This is a genomic window from Aliiruegeria lutimaris (assembly GCF_900099935.1).
GTDB classification, from domain to species: Bacteria; Pseudomonadota; Alphaproteobacteria; order Rhodobacterales; family Rhodobacteraceae; genus Tropicimonas; species Tropicimonas lutimaris.
This window is the reverse complement of sequence record NZ_FNEK01000013.1, coordinates 15066-31755: the sequence shown is the minus strand read 5'-3', so window position 1 is coordinate 31755 and position 16690 is coordinate 15066. Positions and strand designations below refer to the sequence as shown.

The window sequence follows — 16690 nt, the reverse complement described above, 5'->3', positions numbered from 1 at the left end:
GAGGGGTGCTGCTGGCCAGGGGGAGACGGCCAGCAGCGGAGAGTAGGATCAGCCGGCCTTCTTCTTGTTGTAGACGTCGAAGATGACGGCGGCGAGAAGCACGAGGCCCTTGATGACCTGCTGGTAGTCGATGCCCACGGACATGATCGACATGCCGTTGTTCATCACACCCATCAGGAAGGCGCCGATCACCGCGCCGACAACGGTGCCGACACCGCCCGACATCGACGCACCGCCGATGAAGACCGCCGCGATCACGTCAAGCTCGAAGGCGACACCGGCCTTGGGCGAGGCGGAGTTGAGCCGCGCGGCAAAGACCAGACCGGCAAGCGCGGCCAGGAAGCCCATGTTCGCGAAGGCGAGGAAGGTGAGCTTCTGCGTGTTGACACCCGAGAGGCGTGCAGCCTTCTCGTTGCCGCCGATCGCATAGATCCGCCGGCCCATCGTGGTGCGCGAGGTGAAGAAGCTGTAGGCCGCGATCAGGACCGCCATCACGATCAGCACGTTGGGCAAGCCACGATAACCCGCCATCAGCAGCGTGAAATAGTTGATCGCAAACAGGATCAGCCCGTTCTGCAGGATGAAGACGGAGAGCGGTTCCTCGGCCGAGGCGATCTTCTGCTGTGCCATCCGGGAGCGGAAATTGGCATAGACAAGGTAGAGCGAGATGACGGCGCCGAGCAGCAGCGTGAGCCCGTGCGTCCCTTCCATGCCGGTCAGGTCCGGGATGAAACCCGAAGACAGGCGCTGGAACGTGGTCGGGAACGGTCCGATCGACTGGCCCTGAAGCAGCGCCAGCGTCAGCCCGCGGAAGACCAGCATGCCGGCGAGGGTCACGATGAAGGCGGGGATCCTGTGATAGGCCACCCAGTAACCCTGCACCGCGCCGATGGCGACGCCGGCCAGCAGGCAGATGATCACGGCAATGAAGACCGGCACCTCGTAGGAGACCATCAGCACCGCCGCGAGCGCGCCAATGAAGCCCACGACCGAGCCCACCGACAGGTCGATATGGCCGGCCACGATGACCAGCAGCATGCCGATCGCCATGATGACGATGTAACTGTTCTGCAGCACCAGATTGGTGATGTTGAGCGGCTTCATCAGGATGCCGTCGGTCATGATCTGGAACGAGACCATGACGACGATCAGCGCCAGCAACAGCCCGTATTCGCGCATGTTGGCCTTGATATAGCTGCCTATCGTAATCTTGTTTTCTGCTTCGCTCGACGAAGCCGGGGCGTTGACCACTTGTTGCATCTTGTCACCCATCGCTCTTGACGATCATGGTCATGATCTTTTCCTGGGAGGCTTCGGAGGCGGGCAGTTCGCCCACGATCCGGCCTTCGTTCATCACGTAAATCCGGTCGCACATGCCGAGCAGCTCGGGCATCTCGGAGGAAATGAAGACGATCCCCCTGCCCTGCGCCGCCAGTTCGTTGATGATCGTGTAGATCTCGAACTTGGCATTCACGTCGATCCCGCGGGTCGGTTCGTCCAGGATCAGCACTTCCGGGTTGGAATAGAGCCACTTGCCGAGCACGACCTTCTGCTGGTTGCCACCGGAGAGGTTCACCACGTCCTGCAGCATCGACGAGCAGCGAATGTTCATCTTGTCGATATATTCGCGCCCGACCCGCCGTTCGGCCTGATCGTCAAGAATGCCCTTCCGGGAGACGCCTTCCAGGTTGGCCAGCGTCAGGTTGTTCTTGATCGAGTTCTCCAGCACGAGGCCGTATTCCTTGCGGTCCTCGGTCACGTAGGCAATGCCGAGTTCCACCGCCTTGTTGATGTCGCTGACATCCACGGGCGCGCCCTTGAGGCGCACCTCGCCGGAGATCTTCTGGCCATAGGAGCGTCCGAACACGCTCATCGCCAGCTCGGTACGCCCCGCGCCCATCAGGCCCGCGATGCCTACGATCTCGCCGGCACGCACGTTGATGTTCACGTCGCGGATCAGGTGGCGGTCGGAATGCAGGTGGTGATAGACATTCCAGTCCTTCACCTCCATGATCACGTCGCCCTTGGCGACATCACGCGGCGGGAAGCGGTTCGTCAGCTCCCGGCCCACCATCTCCTTGATGATCCGGTTCTCGATCTCGGGGCCGTGCTCGCAGGGGAAGCTGCTCACCGTCTGGCCATCGCGCAACACGGTGATCGTGTCGGCGACATAGGCGACCTCGTTGAGCTTGTGCGAGATGATGATCGAGGTGATGCCCTGGCGCTTGAATTCGAGCATCAATTCCAGAAGCGCGGCACTGTCGTGTTCGTTCAGCGAAGAGGTCGGTTCGTCGAGGATCAGCAATTCAACCCGCTTGGAGAGCGCCTTGGCGATCTCCACAAGCTGCTGCTTGCCGGTGCCGAGATTGGTGATCTTGGTTGTGGTCGGCTCACTCAGCCCGACCTTGCCCAGCACTTCCTTGGCCCGGCGGTGCGCCTCGTTCCAATCGATGATGCCGCCCTTGGCGGTCTCGTTGCCCAGAAAGATATTCTCGGCGATGGACAGAAGCGGCACCAGCGCCAGCTCCTGGTGAATGATGATGATCCCCTTTTCCTCGCTGTCAGCGATTCGAGAGAATTTCTGCGTCTCACCGCGATAGAGGATGTCCCCTTCGAACTCGTTGTGCGGATAAACCCCACTCAGAACCTTCATGAGGGTGGATTTGCCGGCACCGTTTTCACCGACAAGCGCGTGGATCTCACCTTCCTCGACCGAGAGGTTGACGTTGTCCAGCGCCTTCACGCCAGGGAACGTCTTGGTGATGCCGCGCATTTCCAGGATGGCGTTCATTATGCGACTCCAGGTCCGGAGATTTTCGTTGTTTCTTGTCCGGAGGGAGCGGCGCCTGACGCGCCGCCCCCGGGGGGAGGAAATCTTACTTGATCTGATCCATCGTGTAGTAGCCCGAGCCGATCAGCAGCTCTTCCCAGTTGGACGCATCCACGGGGAGCGGCGCCAGCAGGTAGGAGGGCACGACCTTGACACCGTTGTCATAGGTTTCGGTGTCGTTGATTTCCGGCTCGCCGCCCTGCAGCAGCGCATCCACCATGCCGACGGTGACGCGGGCAAGCTCGCGAGTGTCCTTGTAGATGGTGGAATATTGCTCGCCGGCGAGGATCGACTTGACCGACTGCACTTCGGCGTCCTGGCCGGTGACGATCGGCATCGGCAGATCGCCGGAGCCATAGCCAACACCCTTCACCGAGGAGAGGATGCCGATGGACAGGCCATCATAGGGCGAAAGCACGCCGTGAAGCTGCGTTTCGGTGTAGTTGGCAGACAGCAGGTTATCCATGCGGGCCTGCGCGACGGCGCCGTCCCAGCGGAGCGTACCGACGGTGTCCATGCCCATCTGGCCGGAGACGATGCTGATCTTGCCTTCGTCGATCAGCGGCTGGATGATCGACATCGCGCCATTATAGAAGAAATAGGCGTTGTTGTCGTCCGGGCTGCCGCCGAAGACTTCGATGTTCCAGGGCGAGACGTCCGGGAAGCGCTCTTCGAGACCGGCGACCAGCGAGGAGGCCTGCTGCACGCCAACCTGGAAGTTGTCGAACGTGGCATAGTAGTCGACATTGCCGGAATCGCGGATCAGGCGGTCATAGGCGACGACCTTGATGCCGGATGCGGCGGCGTTCTCCAGCGCGGCCGACAGGGTGGTGCCGTCGATGGCGCCGATGACCAGCACGTTGACGCCCTTCAGCATCATCGTCTCGATCTGCTGGAGCTGGTTGGCAATATCGTCCTCGGCATATTGCAGGTCGGTTTCGTAACCGGCCTCGTTGAACTGCTTGACCATGTTCTCGCCGTCGGCGATCCAGCGCGAGGAGCTCTTCGTCGGCATCGAGATGCCCACATAGCCCTTGTCGGCGGCAACTGCCTCCGACGTGCCGAAAACAGCCGTCATGGCACCGACGGCCAGTGCTGCCGTCCAGTTCTTCAAACCACGCATGTGATCCTCCCAGATCTGCGCAAACCCTGTGCGCTTAGAAGTTGAGACCTTCCGGGCCATTGTGAGTTCACGGAACGGTTGGGCGACATGGATGATCGATGCCTCCCCGGTCGGGAAAACCTCTATACTGCTGCAACCGTTACCCGGCGCAGCCTGTTGCCCAACATATCCCTTAACGTGAACTCTATCGAACTGGCCCCGCCGAAGTCGGGCTCCAAAACTCGAAGAGCTTTGTCCTCCTGCAAACACCATGCCCTCTGGGCGCTCGATTCGGAATATGCCTTTCACTCGAAAACATGGACGATTCCGCCACCTCCTCAAGGCGCACCCCCGGAAATCCCGGCCTCGGGAGGGCGCGAAGGCCAAGACTGCTTCCATTTCTCAGGTACTTATTCGGGATAGACGGACCACGCGTCATGCAGAATACGCGCATGGCGAATGCCGTTTCGGCAAAGCCGTCAAGCCGCTTGCAGATGGTGGTCCGGGCGGGAGTCAGAGGCGGGAGATCTCTCCGAACGCACTGCGGGACACTGTCCAATCGCGCGCGGCATCGCTCAGCGACAGCCCGAGCCCTGGACGGGATGGAACCGCAACACGCCCGTTTGCAATTTCCAGGCGTTCGTTGAAAACCGGTTCAAGACTGAAGAAATGCTCGACCCAGGGCTCTTGCAGATAGGCGGCGGCAAGATGGACCTGCAGCTCCATCATCCAGTGCGGCGCGATATCGACACGCAACTCCTCGGCAAAGCTCATCGCCTTGAGGAACGGGCTGATCCCGCCGATCCGGGGCGCATCGAACTGGGCGATATCGCAGCCACCGGCCCGCATCAGCTGCACGGCGTCGGCGAGCGATGTCAGCATCTCGCCGGTCGCGATCGGCGTGGCGAGCTCTCGCGCCAGCATCGCATGCCCCTCGAAATCGAGCGCGTCGAGCGGTTCCTCGATGAAGGCGAGGCCAAGCTCATCGACGATGCGGCCGAATTGCAGCGCATAGGTCCGGTCCCATTGCTGGTTTGCATCGACCATCATCGCGACATCGTCGGGAAGGTGCGTTCGGAGCGCATCGATGCGCCTCAGATCTTCCTGACCGTCGGGCTGGCCCACCTTCAGCTTGATGCCTCCCATTCCGAGCGCAAGGGAACGATCCGCCGCCGCCTTGATCTCGTCGATCGACGCCTGAAGATACTGCCCTTCGGAATTGTAGATCCGAACATGGTCGCGATGCGCCCCGAGCAGTTTCGTAAGCGGCAACCCGGCGCGGCGTGCCTTCATGTCCCACAAAGCCGTGTCAAAGGCGGCGATGGTCTGGAAGGCCATGCCCCCGCGGCCGAGCGAATTGACCTGCCAGCGCAGCTTCTCCCAGAGCCGGCCGATATCGTTCGGATCCTCCCCGAGGATCCGCGGCGCGATCTCGCAGGCAAGCGAGAACATCCCCGGCCCTCCCGCGCGCAGCGTGTAGGAATATCCCATGCCGGTTGCACCGGTTTCGCTCTGCGCCTCCACAACCAGCAGATCGAACTGGACCAGCGGCGTCTGCCGGCCGGTAAGCACCTTGGCGTCGGAAAGGGCCGCTTTCAGCGGCGCGACAACATGGGAGACGCGCAGCCCCGTCAGAGCGTCCTGACTTGCAGCCCCCCGATCCGTTCCCGCAAGCGGGGGACGGGTCTGAATGCGCCGGGAAGAAAGGTCGAGTGTCATGCCAGGTCTCCTGCGCCCAGGTGGATGCCGGACGCCGTGTCGGCGCCCGACCGGAAAGCCGAATTTAGAACGACCCGCCGCGTCAGGTAACGGGCGCGGGGTTGAACAGCACCAGATCGTTGACAATGCCGAGCCGGTCGGCGGCGGTGATCCGTTTGCCGCTGGCCGTGTCGAGAATGAGCTGGAACAGCTCCATCCCGAGCGTTTCGATCGTCGCCTCGCCGGTTGCAACGCGCCCGGTATCGAGGTCCACCAGGTCGAACCAGCGTCTGGCCAGTGCCGAGTTCGTCACCACCTTGAGCGTCGGCGCAGCGGGAAGATTGTAGGGCGTTCCGCGTCCGGTAGAGAAGATATGCACGTTCATGCCGGCCGCGAGTTGCAGCGTGCCGCAGACGAAATCCCCCGCCGGGGTCGCGGCAAAGGTCAGCCCCTTGCGGCTGATCCGTTCGCCCGGCCCGGTGACATCGGCCAGCGGGGAGCTGCCGGATTTCGCGACGGACCCGAGAGACTTCTCGACGATGCCCGAAAGCCCGCCGGCCTTGTTTCCCGGCGTGGTGTTGGCGCTGCGGTCGGCCCCGCCACGGGCGAGATAGGCGTCGTACCAGGCCATTTCTCGCGCGAGAGCCTCCGAGGTCTCCTTGTCGGCGCAGCGTGGCGCCAGAAGGTGCACGGCATCGCGCACTTCCGTCACTTCCGAGAACATCACCGAGCCGCCCGCGCGCACGATCAGATCCGCCGCGCAGCCGATCACCGGATTGGCGGTGACACCGGAAAAGGCATCGCTGCCGCCGCATTGCACGCCCACCACGAGGTCGGAGGCCGGGCATGTCTCCCGCGTGCGCCGGTTTAGCCGTTCCAGATGTTCCTCGGCCTGCTTCAGTATCGCGTCGACCATCGCCGCGAACCCGATATGCGCGGGGTCTTGAAGCGTCAGCACCGAGGCCGACGGGTCGCCCTCGGGCAGCAGCCATTCGGGCCGCAGTTTCTCGCAGCCAAGGCCGATGACCATCACCTCACCGCCGAAATTCGGGTTCTTCGCCAGGTTCTGCACGGTGCGGATCGGGATGATGGCATCGGGCGCATTGATCGCCACGCCACAGCCATAGGCGTGGTTGAGCGCCACCACACCGTCCACATTCGGGTAGCGCGGCAGAAGCTCCGCCTGCACCCGTGAGACGACGTGATCGACAACCCCGGCAACGCATTGCACGCTGGTCGAGATGGCGAGGATATTGCGCGTGCCGACGCTGCCATCTGCATTGCGATAGCCCTCGAACGTGTAGCCCTCCAGCGGCGCGGGCGGCGCCGGCTGCGGCGCGGGCGGCGGAAGGTCGTCCAGCGCCGGCGGCTCCGGCAGGCGCATGCGGTGCTCGTTGACCCAGGTGCCGCGCGGCAGATCCTCGGACGCGATGCCGATGGTCACGCCGTAGCGCGTGATGACCCCGTCGCGCGGGATATCCTCCAGCGCGACCTTGTGGCCGAAGGGAACCGCCTCGCGCAGCTCCGTCCCATCGTCGAGACGGGCGCCCGGTTGGAGCCCACCTTCGGTCAGCACCACCGAGACATTGTCCGCGCCATGGATCTTCAACGCGGGGATCGTCGCTTCCGTCATGCTCCATTCCCCCCGTTCTTCCGCTTCACTGCCCGGATCGTGTGATGGACCGAATAGGCAACCGAGACCGCGATCAGCCCCCAGAGGAACAGCGCGATCGGGCTCTTGGTGAAGAAGATCGTCAGCGTGCCGAAGCTTTCGAGGCTCTTGACGAAATAGATCTCGGCCTGCCCGCCCAGAATGAAGCCGATGATGAAGGGCGCGATCTCGAGCCCGACCTTCTGTCCGAGCCAGGCAAAGACACCGAAGATGAGCAGCGTCCAGACGTCGAACATGACGCCGTAATTGATCGCATAAGCGCCGACCACGCACATCATCAGGATGCCGGGATAGAGCAGGAATTTCGGTACCATCACCACCTTGGCAATATGCCGGATAGCGAAGAACATGACCATGAACATCACGAGGTTCGCAAAGACCAGCGAAACCATCATCACGTCCCAGGTGACGGTATTCTCGCCAATAAAGAGCGGGCCGAGCTGGATGCCCTGCAGAGTGAAAGCCCCAATGAGAACGGCGGTGGTCGAGTCGCCCGGGATGCCAAGCGAGAGCAACGGTATGAGCGCCCCGCCCGTAAGCCCGTTATTTGCGGATTCCGAGGCGATTACGCCCTCGGGCTCCCCGGTGCCAAGTTTATCGGGTTCGCGGGAGAAGTTCTTGGCCTGCGTATAGGAGAGCACGGAGGCAGCGCTGCCTCCAACCCCGGGCAGCATCCCGACGAAAGTGCCGATGGAGCTGGAGCGAAACAGGTTCACGAACTGCCCTTTGAAGATCGAGAAGGAGAATTTTGCTCCCTTCTGGAACTTCACACTGTCGACGGCTTCCTCCCGAACGCCATTTTCGGCTTCCTGCAGGATCGTACCGAGGCCGAACATGCCGATCAGGACCGGCAGAAGAGAGAACCCGCTGTCGAGATAGTTCACGAGGAAATCCGGGAGCAGCCGGTATTCGCCATTGCCGCCATCGGTAATGTCGTAGGTGCCGATCAGGGCGAACCAGATGCCGAGCGCACCGCTGAACAGCCCCACGAGGAGCCGCTGCGACAGCGAGGCGATGACGGTCAGCGCGAACAGGATGATCAGAAACTTCTCGATATAGGAAAACTTGATGGCGACATCGGCCAGCGTCGGCGCGAACAGGAACAGGATCACCGCGCTGAACAGGCCGCCAAAGAGCGAGGAACTGATCCCGACCTTCAGCGCGCGCTCCCCCTGCCCCTTCTGGGTCATCGGGTATCCGTCGAATGTCGTGGTAATCGAGGATGGCGTGCCGGGAATATTGAGCAGGATCGCTGGCACGAGGCCGCCGGAAATTCCGCCCACGTAGAGGCCCAGCAACAGCGCCAGCCCGTTGGTGAGATCGAGGCCGTAGGTCATCGGCAAGCAGACGGCGAGGGCCATCGTGGCCGTCATGCCCGGTATCGCACCGAAAACGATCCCCACCATGACGCCAAACGCGGTCAGCGCGAAGAACATCGGGGTGAGATTAGAGAGAATTTCCATGGGGCAGCCCCGTCGACCAGCGTTTAAGGAAGGGTGATGTAGAATAGCTGTGCAAGAACGTACCAGGCCACAAGCGGCGCGATCACCGAGTTCGCGAGGATGAGCAGGAACTTCTTGCGGTCGAGGTCATGAACGTAGAGCAGCGACAGAAGCGCCATGAAAGGCATGGAGACAAGAAGAAACCCCATGCCGGTATTGGGAAAGAGCTGCCCAACCCAGTTCATCAGAAGGAAATAGGCAATCACGAGCCCGAACGTGCCGAACAGCCTCAGCCGGTCGTAATCCAGCCCGTGCTCGCGGTAGCTCTCTTTCCAACCCTGCACGTGACGGACGATCTCCCGCCCATGCACGAGAACGATCGAAAGGGCGAGAAAGACCAGAACCCAGTGGATGATGTTCGGAAAGAAAAGATGCGACTGATCGAAATCGATCGAGACGCTGAACGGGCCGGTTTCCTGTTCCATGCGGGCTTCCTCCCATGGATCCTGCGCGGGATTCGGTGGCTCCTTATGTTAGCCCGGTCGAGGTGACCCGGCCATGGCGTGGCGCCTGCCGAAGCGTGGCGCGGCCCCACCCGAATGGGCGGGACCGCAAGATCGGTCTGCTTACTGCAGTGCCTCGATGATCACTTCATACTGGTCCCGCTTGTCCTTCAGATAAGTCTGCGCCTCTGCGGACGGTTTGAAATTGGGGATGAAGAAGGATTTCTTCTGGGTTTCCTGGATTTCACCGGCCTCGAATATCTCGGTCAGCGACGCGTCGATCTGTTCGATGATCGCCGGATCCATGTCCTTGTTGTAGAGGAAGAAGAATTCCTTATCGAAGGTGAAGTCCTTGTCGCCGTCGAAGGTGACTGAGGCACTCGGGCTCACGAATTGCAGAAGGTCATCGCGGGTCGTCGCGCCCATGCCCTCTTCGTGGGCCTGCTCGATGGTCTCCTTGCGCGCGGTCAGCCAGACGAAGCGCATGGCTTTCTGGTCGTCCTCGGGCAGACGGGTGTATTGCTCGTTGGCCTGGACGGAGCCGTTGATCAGGTCGGCCTGACCGTCGAAGAGAAGCTGGTTCTTGTCAGACTGCGAACCGGTATTCACGGCGACAAGGTTGCCTTCCTTGCCGGGATAACGAACCTTGATCGCGTTCTTCAGAGCCGTGTAGCCGATTTCGGAGACGCCGCCGGGCTGAATGGCCACGCGGATCTGGGTATCGTTCGCGCAGGCCTGGATGATGTCTTCGATCGTCTGGTAGGGCGAGTTCTTCGGCACGAGATAGGCATTGCCCGGGTTGATCGCGACAGTCGGCCCGATAATGTAGCTCTCGAACGGATCGGCATAGCCTTTCACGCCGTAGAGATTGCCCAGATAGGCCTGGTCGTGGAAGATCATGACCGTATTGCCGCGCTTGTCCCGACCGAGCGCCTTGTAGGCTTCGGTCACGCCGGTTGCATCGACCTTGATGTTGATACCGATGTTCTCGGCCAGCGCCTCGGCGATGATGCTCGAGTTCTGGTAAGTGTCACCGCCGGTCGAACTTGACCCGATCACGACACGCAGGTTTCCGCGCAGCGGACCGTCGGCTGCCAGCACCGGCATCGCAACAACGGCACAGGCGGTCGCCACGCAAAGCGTCTTTGTCAGTTTCTTGAGCATTCCGATCTCCCTTGCTCGACACCACCCTCCCGGCGGCGTCACTCCAATCAGGCCACCCCGGCCGGACAGGATGGCTCCGTTCGCCCCCCCCGACCCGCGCGGCACAACTTGTGCGATAACTCTTACCGCTTGCCGCAAGTGCGGTCAATATTTATCATACAACTTGTCGAAGCAACGCACCCCAAACAGGGATTCATCACGCAAGGATACCCGCACCCGAGCAAATCGCTCCCCGGAAAGGAGACAGGGTCGCGGCCACCACGGTAAAAGGGAGATCTCGACGCAAATTCGTCGAACAGGTAAGAAGATGGTCAACCGAATGAAAAAACCCGGAAAGGCACTCGTATTCATGGCAGATTCCGACATGGAACAGCCCGAAAGGCCCAAGGGAAACCGACGCCGAACGCTTGCGGCCAGCGTTCGCGCCAAGCTGCTCGACCAGATAAACGCAGGCAAATACGTACCCGGCGACAAGCTGCCAAGCGAAGCTCGGTTGACAGAGGAGTTTTCCGTCAGCCGGACGGTAATCCGCGAGGCGATCGCCTCGCTGCGCGCTGACGGACTGGTCGAATCGCGGCAGGGATCCGGTGTCTACATCCTGGCCTCGGAGCGAGCCAGCCTCCTTCCCTTCCAGGAAGTGGACCCCAGCCGCATCTCATCCATGCTTGAAATTCTTGAGATTCGCACGGCTGTCGAATGCGAATCCGCCGCCCTTGCCGCCGCGCGACGCTCCCCTGCACAGGAAGGCAAGATCATTGATGCCTTTCATGATTTCTGCTCCGCGGCGGAAGCCGGGGAGAAAACCACCAATGCCGACTTCGCGCTCCACATGGCCATCGCCGAAGCCGCGAACAACGCCCGTTTCCCCGAGTTCCTGTCTCTGATCGGCCCCGAGTCGATCCCCCGGCGCACGCTGGAAAACGATCATACCGAAGCCGAACAGGCGGAATACGTGAACATGCTCTGCACCCAGCACGAAGCCATCGTGAACGCGATTCTCGAAGGCAACGAGGATGATGCGCGCGCGGCAATGCGGGACCATTTGCGCAGCAGCCAAGCCCGTTACAGAACCCTTCTTCGCCGAAAGAGCTGACCCCCACCCTCAGGGCAAGAACTGAATGCCCAAGGTTCGACACCATGCAGAACCACCCCAATTCTTTTTGTTGCATAAATTTGTATGATGACTTAGAAACAAGTTGCGTCGGGTGGAGGGTGCTCATCACGGGCGCACCAACGGAGGAGAGTGACGAGATGCCCGGAATCGATACTGCCAATGGAAGTACGCCACGGGTAACCTCGATGAAGGTGATCCCCGTTGCCGGGCGCGACAGCATGTTGCTCAATCTCAGCGGCGCGCATGGCCCCTACTTCACCCGCAACATCGTCCTGCTGACCGATTCCACCGGCAATACCGGCCTTGGTGAGGTTCCCGGCGGCGAGAAGATCCGCAAGACGCTGGAAGACGCCATCCCCCTCGTCGTCGGACGGGGCATCGGCGACTACAACGCCGCTCTCAACGCGATGCGCCGGGAATTTGCCGACCGCGATGCCGGCGGGCGCGGGTTGCAGACCTTCGACCTGCGCACCACGATCCATGCCGTCACCGCCGTCGAGGCGGCGATGCTGGACCTGCTGGGCCAGTTCCTGAACCTGCCGGTCGCAGCACTTCTCGGCGAAGGCCAGCAGCGCGATGGCGTGCGCATGCTGGGCTATCTCTTCTATGTCGGCGACCGGAACAAGACGACGCTGGACTATCGCGACGAAAGTGACGCGGCCGACGACTGGGACCGGCTGCGCAGCGAAGAAGCGCTGACGCCGGAGGCCGTCGTGCGGTTGGCCGAGGCGGCAGAGGCACGCTATGGCTTCACCGAGTTCAAGCTCAAGGGCGGCGTTCTGGCCGGCGAGGAAGAGATGCTGGCCATCGAGGCGATCAAGAGCCGCTTCCCGCATGCGGCCGTCAATATCGACCCGAACGGCGCCTGGTCGCTCGACGAGGCGATCCGGCTCTGCAAGGGGCGTGACGATATTCTCGCCTACGCCGAGGACCCCTGCGGCGCCGAAGACGGTTACTCGGGCCGCGAGATCATGGCCGAGTTCCGCCGTGCAACCGGGCTGCGCACCGCAACCAACATGGTGGCGACCGACTGGCGCCAGATGGGCCATTCGATCCTGCTACAATCGGTCGATATCCCGCTGGCCGACCCGCATTTCTGGACCATGGCCGGCACCGTCCGCGTCGCACAGATGTGCCGCGACTGGGGCCTGACATGGGGCTCGCATTCCAACAACCATTTCGACATTTCGCTGGCCATGTTCACCCATGCCGGCGCTGCCGCCCCCGGCGAGATCGCCTCGCTGGACACGCACTGGATCTGGCAGGACGGCCAGCGGCTCACCAAGGAGCCGCCGAAAATCAAAGGATCGATGGTGCAGGTGCCGGAACGTCCGGGCCTCGGCATCGAGCCCGACCTCGACCGGATCGAGGCTGCGCATGAGCTTTACAAGAAAAAGGGACTGGGCGCGCGCGACGATGCCGAAGCGATGCAATTCCTGATCCCCAATTGGACATTCGATAACAAGCGCCCCTGCCTGGTGCGATAAGGAGGACTGAAAATGCGCCCCAACAGACTTCGCGAGATCTGGGCTCGCGGCGAGGCTGCCGTAAACGGCTGGCTGGCTGTTCCCAGCGGGTTTTCGGCCGAGACCATGGCGCATCAGGGTTGGGATTCCCTGACCGTGGACCTTCAGCACGGCGTCGTGGACTACCAGGCCGCCGTCTCGATGTTCCAGGCGATCTCGACCACCGATACCGTGCCCATGGCGCGCGTGCCCTGGCTCGACCCGGCCCACCTGATGAAGATCATCGATGCCGGCGCCTATGCGGTGATCTGCCCGATGATCAATTCCGCCGAGGATGCGGAGAAGCTGGTCAGCTACACGCATTACCCGCCCATGGGCACGCGTAGCTTCGGCCCGATCCGGGGCCTGCTCTATGGCGGGCCCGACTACCCGCAGCACGCCAATGACACTATCGTCACCTTCGCCATGATCGAAACCCGGGCCGGGCTCGACAATCTCGACGAGATCCTCAAGGTCGACGGGCTCGACGCGGTCTATATCGGCCCCTCGGACCTCTCGCTTGCGCTCGGCTGCACGCCCACCTTCGACTATGTGGACAAGCCCGTGGCCGAAGCCATCGAGATGATCGTCCGTAAGGCCACGGAGGCCGGCAAGATCCCCGGCATCCATAACGGCACGCCCGAGTTCGCCTTGAAGCGGATCGAGATGGGCTTCCGTTTAGTCACCATTTCCTCCGACGCCCGGCTGATGGCCGCGGGCTCGCAGCAGGTTCTCGGCACGATGCGCGCCGGCATGCCCAAGAGCGGCAGCGGCAGTTATTGACACTTCAAGGAGCATTCATATGAGCAAACTCGGATTTATCGGCCTCGGCATCATGGGCAAGCCCATGGCCGGCCACCTCATCGCGGCGGGCCACGAGCTTTTCCTCAACTCGATCCCGGACGTTCCCGCCGATCTGATCGAGGCCGGCGGCACGGCCTGTGCCACCGCCAGGGACGTCGCCGAAGCCGCCGATATCATCTTCATCATGGTGCCGGACACGCCGCATGTGGAGGCTGTGCTTTTCGGTGAGAACGGCGTGGCCGAAGGGCTCTCCGCTGGCAAGATCGTGGTCGATCACAGCTCGATCTCGCCGATCGCCACCAAGGAATTCGCATCCAGGATCAACGAGCTGGGCTGTGAATACCTCGACGGACCGGTTTCCGGCGGCGAGATCGGCGCGAAGAACGCGACCCTCTCCATCATGTGCGGCGGCTCCGAGGAGACCTTCGCCACCCTGAAGCCGCTGCTCGACCTGATGGGCGGGAATATCACGCTGGTCGGCGGAAATGGCGACGGGCAGACCTGCAAGGTCGCCAACCAGATCATCGTCGCGCTGAATATCGAGGCCGTGGGCGAGGCGCTGCTCTTTGCCTCCAAGGCCGGGGCCGACCCGGCGAAGGTGCGCGAGGCGCTGATGGGCGGCTTCGCCTCCTCCAAGATCCTCGAAATCCATGGCGACCGCATGGTCAAGCGGACTTTCGATCCGGGCTTCCGCATCGAGCTGCACCAGAAGGACCTCAACCTCGCGCTGTCCAACGCCCGCCAGATGGGCCTCAGCCTGCCCAACACCGCCACCGCGCAGGAGCTTTTCAACGCCTGCGCCGCGCATGGCGGCTCGGCCTGGGACCATTCGGCAATGGTCAAGGCACTGGAAATGCTCGGCAATCACGAAATCGCCTGAGCATGACAACGCCCGAGGCGCTCCTGCGCAGCATGTTTGACGCGGCGGTCGCGGCAGCACAGCCCGATCTCTGCGTCTCACCCTCTCTCCCCGACATGCCTGCACGGGGGCGCATCGTGGTGATCGGCGCTGGAAAGGCCTCCGCCGCGATGGCGCGGGCCGCCGAGCGCCATTACGGCCAGCCCCTGGAGGGGCTGGTCGTAACCCGTTACGGCCATGCCGTTCCCTGCGACGGGATCGAGATCATCGAGGCCGCCCATCCCGTACCCGACGCGCCCGGCCTGAAGGCCGCTGGGCGGATGCTCTCCCTGGTTGAAAACCTGACGGAGGATGACACGGTCCTCTGCCTGATCTCGGGCGGCGGTTCTGCACTGCTGCCCTGCCCGCTCGACGGCATCACGCTGGCCGAGAAACAGGCGGTGAACCGGGAATTGCTGAAATGCGGCGCCACTATTGACGAGATGAACTGCCTGCGTCGCCACCTGTCGGCGATCAAGGGCGGGCGCCTTGCCGCTGCCTGTCATCCGGCACGGGTGATCAACCTGCTGATCTCGGACGTGCCGGGCGACGATCCCATGAACATCGCCTCCGGCCCGACGGTCGGCGACCCGACGACGCGCGCAGATGCGCTGGAAATCGTCGAACGCTATCGCCTCGAATTGCCGGTGTCGGTGCGAGCGACCCTCGCGTCGGACCGGTGCGAGAGCGTGAAACCGGGCGACGCGCGGCTTGCCCGCGTCGAAACGCATCTGGTTGCCACGCCGCAACAGTCGTTGCTCGCCGCAGCGGAGGTTGCGCGCGAGGCCGGATATGCGACGCATATCCTCGGCGACTCGATCGAAGGCGAGGCCCGCGAAGTGGCAATTGTCATGGCCGGGATCAGCCGCCAGATCCTGCAACACGACCAACCCTTCCAACGCCCCTGCGTCCTGCTTTCGGGCGGAGAGACGACAGTCACCGTGCGCGGCAATGGCCGTGGCGGGCGCAACGTGGAATTCCTGCCGTCCCTGGCGGTGGCACTGGGCGGAGCGCCGGATGTTCATGCGCTGGCCGGAGACACCGATGGCGTCGACGGAGCAACCGAGGTCGCCGGCGCCGTGATCGGTCCCGAGACACTCGGCAAGGCCCTGCTGGCCGGTCTATCGCCCCGCGCGAGCCTTGAGAACAACGATGGCCACGGCTTCTTCGAAACCCTCGGCGATCAGGTCATCACCGGCCCGACCCTGACCAATGTCAACGACTTCCGGGCGATCCTGATTTCCTAGGCTTACGCCGCGGCCGCGGCGAGCACGAGGGACTGGACATCCGCCGCATCGCGGAACACCGCTTCGGCCCCCGCATTGCGGAGGGTCTGGGCCTGCTGCTCACGGATCGTTTCCAGATGACTACCGCCCGTGAACCCCACGGCGCGCATGCCCGCCGCCCGCGCACCCTCGACTCCGTGCGGAGAATCCTCGATCACGAGGCATCTCGACGGCGCGACACCGATACTCATGGCGGCATGAAGCACGAGATCCGGCGCGGGTTTCCCCCTGGCGACATCTTCGCCGCTGAAGATCCGGTCGCCGAACCGCTCTGTCAGCCGCGCGAAAGCAAGCGTCCTGCGGATCCTCGGCAGCGAACCGCCGGAGGCAATGCAGGTCGCGATGCCTTCGGCCTGAAACCGGTCCAGCGCGGCCACCATTTCATCAATGCGCCGCAGTCCGCCGTCATAGGCCGCATAGAGCCGGTTCAGGTAGTTTTCTTCGAAGTCATCCGGACAGGGCGCGCCGAGATATTCCGCGACATCCTTTTTGACCGTCGGAAGCGAGACGCCGAGATATTGCGCGCGGACATGATCGGATGTCGCGTCGGCGACGCCGACGGCCCGCATTTCAGCAGCCAAGGATGCAAGCGACATCGGCTCGCTATCGACCAGAACACCGTCCAGGTCGAAAATTATTGCGTCGGGACGCTCCATGTCATCTTCCCATGTT

14 protein-coding genes are annotated in these 16690 nt (G+C 62.6%); 5 read left to right on the top strand and 9 right to left on the bottom strand.

The genetic code is table 11. The features are described from left to right. Positions 1–48 precede the first annotated feature (48 nt). The 8 genes from mmsB to BLR85_RS08030 all read right to left on the bottom strand — a co-directional run bounded on the left by mmsB (position 49) and on the right by BLR85_RS08030 (position 10411). Positions 49–1272, bottom strand: coding sequence for a multiple monosaccharide ABC transporter permease (gene mmsB / locus BLR85_RS08065; RefSeq protein ID WP_170844489.1), 1224 nt, complete (start codon positions 1270–1272; stop codon positions 49–51). Beyond that, the gene (gene mmsA, locus BLR85_RS08060) at positions 1265–2791 is read right to left on the bottom strand and encodes a multiple monosaccharide ABC transporter ATP-binding protein (protein ID WP_280138469.1); all 1527 of its coding nucleotides are present in this window, start codon (positions 2789–2791) and stop codon (positions 1265–1267) included. Before mmsA ends, mmsB begins: the two co-directional genes overlap by 8 nt. Positions 2792–2876: 85 nt before the next feature. Next, complete coding sequence (gene chvE, locus BLR85_RS08055) at positions 2877–3908, bottom strand: multiple monosaccharide ABC transporter substrate-binding protein (protein ID WP_093153480.1); 1032 nt, start codon at positions 3906–3908, stop codon at positions 2877–2879. Positions 3909–4445: 537 nt separating this feature from the next. Beyond that, positions 4446–5651, bottom strand: coding sequence for an L-talarate/galactarate dehydratase (locus tag BLR85_RS08050; RefSeq protein WP_093153307.1), 1206 nt, complete (start codon positions 5649–5651; stop codon positions 4446–4448). An 82-nt stretch (positions 5652–5733) separates the two neighbouring features. Continuing rightward, the gene (garD, locus tag BLR85_RS08045) at positions 5734–7263 is read right to left on the bottom strand and encodes a galactarate dehydratase (RefSeq protein WP_093153304.1); all 1530 of its coding nucleotides are present in this window, start codon (positions 7261–7263) and stop codon (positions 5734–5736) included. Continuing rightward, on the bottom strand, positions 7260–8765 hold the full coding sequence (locus tag BLR85_RS08040) for a tripartite tricarboxylate transporter permease (protein WP_093153301.1): 1506 nt from the start codon (positions 8763–8765) through the stop codon (positions 7260–7262). Before BLR85_RS08040 ends, garD begins: the two co-directional genes overlap by 4 nt. A 23-nt stretch (positions 8766–8788) precedes the next feature. Next, positions 8789–9229: a tripartite tricarboxylate transporter TctB family protein gene (locus tag BLR85_RS08035; RefSeq protein ID WP_093153298.1), complete on the bottom strand. Its 441-nt coding sequence runs from the start codon at positions 9227–9229 to the stop codon at positions 8789–8791. Positions 9230–9370: 141 nt separating this feature from the next. Continuing rightward, positions 9371–10411 (bottom strand): type 2 periplasmic-binding domain-containing protein, encoded by a 1041-nt coding sequence (locus BLR85_RS08030; protein ID WP_093153295.1) that lies wholly within the window; start codon positions 10409–10411, stop codon positions 9371–9373. 70 nt (positions 10412–10481) lie between these two features. Here BLR85_RS08030 and BLR85_RS08025 point away from each other — a divergent pair, with 70 nt between their 5' ends. The 5 genes from BLR85_RS08025 (at position 10482) to BLR85_RS08005 (ending at position 15979) form a co-directional block, all read left to right on the top strand. Then, complete coding sequence (locus tag BLR85_RS08025) at positions 10482–11504, top strand: FadR/GntR family transcriptional regulator (protein ID WP_244520650.1); 1023 nt, start codon at positions 10482–10484, stop codon at positions 11502–11504. Positions 11505–11662: 158 nt separating this feature from the next. Further along, positions 11663–13012, top strand: a complete 1350-nt coding sequence (gene gudD, locus BLR85_RS08020; RefSeq protein ID WP_093153292.1) for a glucarate dehydratase — start codon at positions 11663–11665, stop codon at positions 13010–13012. Between the two features lie 12 nt (positions 13013–13024). After that, positions 13025–13813, top strand: a complete 789-nt coding sequence (locus tag BLR85_RS08015) for an HpcH/HpaI aldolase family protein (protein ID WP_093153289.1) — start codon at positions 13025–13027, stop codon at positions 13811–13813. 19 nt (positions 13814–13832) lie between these two features. Then, positions 13833–14714, top strand: coding sequence for a 2-hydroxy-3-oxopropionate reductase (gene glxR, locus BLR85_RS08010; RefSeq protein WP_093153286.1), 882 nt, complete (start codon positions 13833–13835; stop codon positions 14712–14714). A 2-nt stretch (positions 14715–14716) separates the two neighbouring features. Beyond that, positions 14717–15979, top strand: a complete 1263-nt coding sequence (locus BLR85_RS08005; RefSeq protein WP_093153283.1) for a glycerate kinase type-2 family protein — start codon at positions 14717–14719, stop codon at positions 15977–15979. A gap of 2 nt (positions 15980–15981) precedes the next feature. Here the strand turns inward: BLR85_RS08005 and BLR85_RS08000 are convergent, their stop codons facing one another. Next, positions 15982–16674 carry an HAD family hydrolase gene (locus BLR85_RS08000; protein WP_093153280.1) on the bottom strand — a complete coding sequence of 231 codons (693 nt, stop codon included), beginning with the start codon at positions 16672–16674 and terminating at the stop codon, positions 15982–15984. Positions 16675–16690: the final 16 nt, after the last annotated feature.

What these genes read in the sequence shown, in the direction of transcription:
- mmsB (WP_170844489.1), bottom strand. Translation starts at nt 1,272, where the DNA reads ATGGGTGACAAGATGCAACAAGTGGTCAACGCCCCGGCTTCGTCGAGC.
- mmsA (WP_280138469.1), bottom strand. Translation starts at nt 2,791, where the DNA reads ATGAACGCCATCCTGGAAATGCGCGGCATCACCAAGACGTTCCCTGGC.
- chvE (WP_093153480.1), bottom strand. Translation starts at nt 3,908, where the DNA reads ATGACGGCTGTTTTCGGCACGTCGGAGGCAGTTGCCGCCGACAAGGGC.
- BLR85_RS08050 (WP_093153307.1), bottom strand. Translation starts at nt 5,651, where the DNA reads ATGACACTCGACCTTTCTTCCCGGCGCATTCAGACCCGTCCCCCGCTT.
- garD (WP_093153304.1), bottom strand. Translation starts at nt 7,263, where the DNA reads ATGACGGAAGCGACGATCCCCGCGTTGAAGATCCATGGCGCGGACAAT.
- BLR85_RS08040 (WP_093153301.1), bottom strand. Translation starts at nt 8,765, where the DNA reads ATGGAAATTCTCTCTAATCTCACCCCGATGTTCTTCGCGCTGACCGCG.
- BLR85_RS08035 (WP_093153298.1), bottom strand. Translation starts at nt 9,229, where the DNA reads ATGGAACAGGAAACCGGCCCGTTCAGCGTCTCGATCGATTTCGATCAG.
- BLR85_RS08030 (WP_093153295.1), bottom strand. Translation starts at nt 10,411, where the DNA reads ATGCTCAAGAAACTGACAAAGACGCTTTGCGTGGCGACCGCCTGTGCC.
- BLR85_RS08025 (WP_244520650.1), top strand. Translation starts at nt 10,482, where the DNA reads ATGGCTCCGTTCGCCCCCCCCGACCCGCGCGGCACAACTTGTGCGATA.
- gudD (WP_093153292.1), top strand. Translation starts at nt 11,663, where the DNA reads ATGCCCGGAATCGATACTGCCAATGGAAGTACGCCACGGGTAACCTCG.
- BLR85_RS08015 (WP_093153289.1), top strand. Translation starts at nt 13,025, where the DNA reads ATGCGCCCCAACAGACTTCGCGAGATCTGGGCTCGCGGCGAGGCTGCC.
- glxR (WP_093153286.1), top strand. Translation starts at nt 13,833, where the DNA reads ATGAGCAAACTCGGATTTATCGGCCTCGGCATCATGGGCAAGCCCATG.
- BLR85_RS08005 (WP_093153283.1), top strand. Translation starts at nt 14,717, where the DNA reads ATGACAACGCCCGAGGCGCTCCTGCGCAGCATGTTTGACGCGGCGGTC.
- BLR85_RS08000 (WP_093153280.1), bottom strand. Translation starts at nt 16,674, where the DNA reads ATGGAGCGTCCCGACGCAATAATTTTCGACCTGGACGGTGTTCTGGTC.